Raw genomic sequence first — 225 nt, forward strand, 5'->3', positions numbered from 1 at the left:
GTGCCCGCTCTACGTGGCCGGGTTGATCGGCCTGGGCGACCGCAAGAGCGTCCAGCCGATGGCGGCGCGGGCCGATGGGGTTCCCTATGATCGGCTGCACCACTTCATCGCGGCCGGGATCTGGGATGAGGCGCCGCTGCAGCAGGCACTTCTCGGCGAGGCCGATCGCCTGGTCGGCGGTTCGGATGCGATCCTCGTCGTCGACGACACCGCCTTGCCGAAGAA

Annotated in this window: 1 protein-coding gene; it reads left to right on the forward strand. The window is 68.9% G+C overall.

The window, feature by feature from the left end; genetic code table 11:
- Positions 1–225: transposase (locus AC0IWM_RS24020; protein WP_471759195.1), on the forward strand; the 225-nt coding region annotated here is incomplete at both ends.

This window comes from Methylobacterium sp. AC433 (assembly GCF_979253015.1).